This is a genomic window from Bacteroides sp. 1_1_14, assembly GCF_000162515.1.
GTDB classification, from domain to species: domain Bacteria; phylum Bacteroidota; class Bacteroidia; order Bacteroidales; family Bacteroidaceae; genus Bacteroides; species Bacteroides thetaiotaomicron.
Genome location: NZ_GG774728.1, coordinates 1 through 2,716 on the forward strand (window position 1 = coordinate 1; position 2,716 = coordinate 2,716).

The following is a 2,716-nucleotide window of genomic DNA, read 5'->3' on the forward strand; positions in this document are numbered from 1 at the left end:
ATCTTCGCTGCGAACTAAAACTTACGAATTATGCTAAGCAGTGAAGACCTTGAAAGATTCTACTTTCAGTATCAAACCGAGGCGGTGCCTCTCGGAATGTCAGTCCAGACATTCTGTTTACGGAACAATGTTCCATATAACATTTTTCACAAATGGTACAAGGATACCCGCAAAAAAATAGTGGAAGTTCAGGTGGATGGTGTTCCCTCGGGTCCACCATCGGAATCCGGGCCGTCTTCACCTTCAGGGGAAACCCCGGTAAAGAAGGACAGTCCCTCTCCCCATGCAGTACACAGATACCGGAAGCCGGGCAAAGGTCCGGGGACGCTTCCCGTGCGTATATCCGTGGAGCTGACCTTGAGCAATGGCCTGCATATCCTCCAAAAAGATCTGGATTATCCGGGTCTGTACCGTCTGATCCAAAAGCTGGAGGTCCTATGTTGAGTGTGACGGGCATAAACCGCTTCTATTACCTGCGTGGCTTTACAGACATGCGTTGTAAGCATTCCCGTGTTCTGTCCGTCATCCGTGAACAGTTGCACCGTGAGCCTTCAGACGGTGACATTTATATCGTGATGTCTAAAGACCGGCGTATCGTTCGCCTGTTCGCCTATGATAACCGTTCGTATAGTCTTTTCGAGAAAAAGTTTGTTGCGGGCTATCAGTTTATGCGGATAATCAAAGATGACGAAGGTAACGAGGTCGCCTACCGGATAGACTGGAAGGACGTGGTCCTCCTGTTAGAGAATCCTGTAATTAAATCGTTAAAAATAAGATAATTATGTTCCGTATTTATATGGTTATATCAAGTTTTTTTTATATATTTATATCACAAAAAGCAGGATATGGATACGGACGAATTACGACAGTTGATAGTTCAGAAACGCGAGCTTCTGGCGCGGGAGACCTTCTCGCGTCGTGCTTTTAACCGCTGTGAGAATATGTCCGATGAAATGAAAAACCGGTATGTGGAATACCTGATCGAGCGTCTGGAGAACGCGGAACTGGATAATCGTGCGATGAAACTGGTGTTGGAGGATCTGACTAAAGAGTTATCCCGCTCCAACCAGATGCTGGAAAAATTGAATGAGTCGCAATCCCTTCTTGAGGAAGAGCGCAAATCACGTAAATCCCTGGAACGGGAGATTACAAAGCTGAAGGAACAACTTAAATCTGCCCGCAAGAACCGTTTCGGTTCGAAGAAACAGTCCGTAAAAAAGGATGATTCCGGTAGTGATGATGATCCGGTTGACCGTGAGAAGGAGAAAGATGGCTTTGATGGTACGGAGGAATCGTTGGATACCCGTTCCGTACCGGAGTCGGAAACACAGGAATCCCACCCCTGCTCTCCGAATCCGAGGGATCTCTGCAACCGTCCGGAAACCTATCGTACGATGGGCGTTAACGGAACACCTGTCAGGCACTTGTCGGATCTCTCCAAGGTTCCGGGCCGTATTCTTGACCGCAAGCTGGTGAAGACTTTCCGTCTGGACATCCGCCTTATAGAGGAACAGTTCGAGATGGTGCAGTACGTGGAGAAGGGCCGCAAGCCGCGCTGGGGGTATTTCCCCAAGGAAGGACACCCGCAGGTGGTAACTCGGTTTGACGGTACCAAGATAACTCCTGGGTTCCTTCAGGCCATCGCCTATGAGGTATACGTGAAGAACGTGACCTTCGGCCTGCTGCACCAATGGCTTGGGGATATGGGAATGACCGTATCGGAGAACACCTTGCGCAACTGGCTGAAGAAAGGCAGGAAATACCTCGACCGTATGGTGGTGGAACTTAAGCGTATCGCTCTGGAGAAGGATGCCGTTGTCAATTGTGACGAGACCTGGTGCAAGGTCCGTAAATATGACCGTTACAAGAAATGCTACATGTGGGTCCTTGTCAACAAGGCGGAACGTGTGGTGATCTTCTTCTACGAGGACGGTTCCCGTGGCCGTGACGTGCTGACGAACTTTTTAGGTGATGCCGAGTTGAAGGCCCTCATGTCGGACGGTTATAACGCTTATGTCTTTATCGGTGACGGGCTGAAAACCCACAGGTATAAGGATACGGACCATCAGGTCTGTCTGGCGCACGTGAGGGCGAAGTTCGTGAAAGCCCGGATGGAAGGCGGCGACAAGAGGGCTGATGTGTTCCTTGACAATATAAACCGTCTCTTCCGTTTTGAAAGGGAGTATGACAGGGAGATGATCACCGACGGGGAACGTACCCGACGACGGCAGGGGTTGCCGACCATGGAGGCGATGATAAACCTGCGGGCAAACCTGCTGCAGGAGTTGAAAAGTGAGGAGGAGCAAAAAAGTTGTTATATGCGGGAGGCCCTGAATTATCTTCACAAGTTTTGGAATGAGGCCTTCACTTATATAAAGGACGGCCGTTATCCGATCTCGAACAATCTGGCGGAACGGGCGGTGCGTCCCTTTACCACCAAACGGAAGAACTCCCTGCACTTCGGAAGTGACGAGGGAGCGGAGATTGCCGCTGTATACCATAGCATAATCAGCACGGTGAAGCTGCAAGGCAGGTCCGCATGGGATTATCTTGGTAAATTTTTTACCGGAATTTTTAACGGTTGCAGAGATTTTTTGAGTCTGACACCACAAAATATAGACTTGGCAGTATGCCAATAGTTAAAAAACAATCGAATTTAATAGCAATTTTTTGTGAGGCATCCATTCTGATGCCTTATAAAAAGGGTACGCTCTAA

At 48.9% G+C, this 2,716-nt stretch carries 3 protein-coding genes; all 3 read left to right on the top strand.

Annotated elements, in window-relative coordinates; genetic code table 11:
- Nucleotides 1-30: 30 nt before the first annotated feature.
- The 3 genes from HMPREF9007_RS27990 to HMPREF9007_RS00220 all read left to right on the top strand — a co-directional run bounded on the left by HMPREF9007_RS27990 (nt 31) and on the right by HMPREF9007_RS00220 (nt 2,639).
- The gene (locus HMPREF9007_RS27990; RefSeq protein ID WP_008763892.1) at nt 31-444 is read left to right on the top strand and encodes a hypothetical protein; all 414 of its coding nucleotides are present in this window, start codon (nt 31-33) and stop codon (nt 442-444) included.
- Nucleotides 438-779: an IS66 family insertion sequence element accessory protein TnpB gene (tnpB, locus tag HMPREF9007_RS27995; protein WP_008763893.1), complete on the top strand. Its 342-nt coding sequence runs from the start codon at nt 438-440 to the stop codon at nt 777-779. Before HMPREF9007_RS27990 ends, tnpB begins: the two co-directional genes overlap by 7 nt.
- A gap of 66 nt (nt 780-845) precedes the next feature.
- Complete coding sequence (locus HMPREF9007_RS00220) at nt 846-2,639, top strand: IS66 family transposase (protein ID WP_032850854.1); 1,794 nt, start codon at nt 846-848, stop codon at nt 2,637-2,639.
- Nucleotides 2,640-2,716 lie beyond the last annotated feature (77 nt).

Excerpts from the sequence above, each read along its gene's own strand:
- HMPREF9007_RS27990 (WP_008763892.1), top strand. The coding sequence starts at position 31 with ATGCTAAGCAGTGAAGACCTTGAAAGATTCTACTTTCAGTATCAAACC.
- tnpB (WP_008763893.1), top strand. The coding sequence starts at position 438 with ATGTTGAGTGTGACGGGCATAAACCGCTTCTATTACCTGCGTGGCTTT.
- HMPREF9007_RS00220 (WP_032850854.1), top strand. The coding sequence starts at position 846 with ATGGATACGGACGAATTACGACAGTTGATAGTTCAGAAACGCGAGCTT.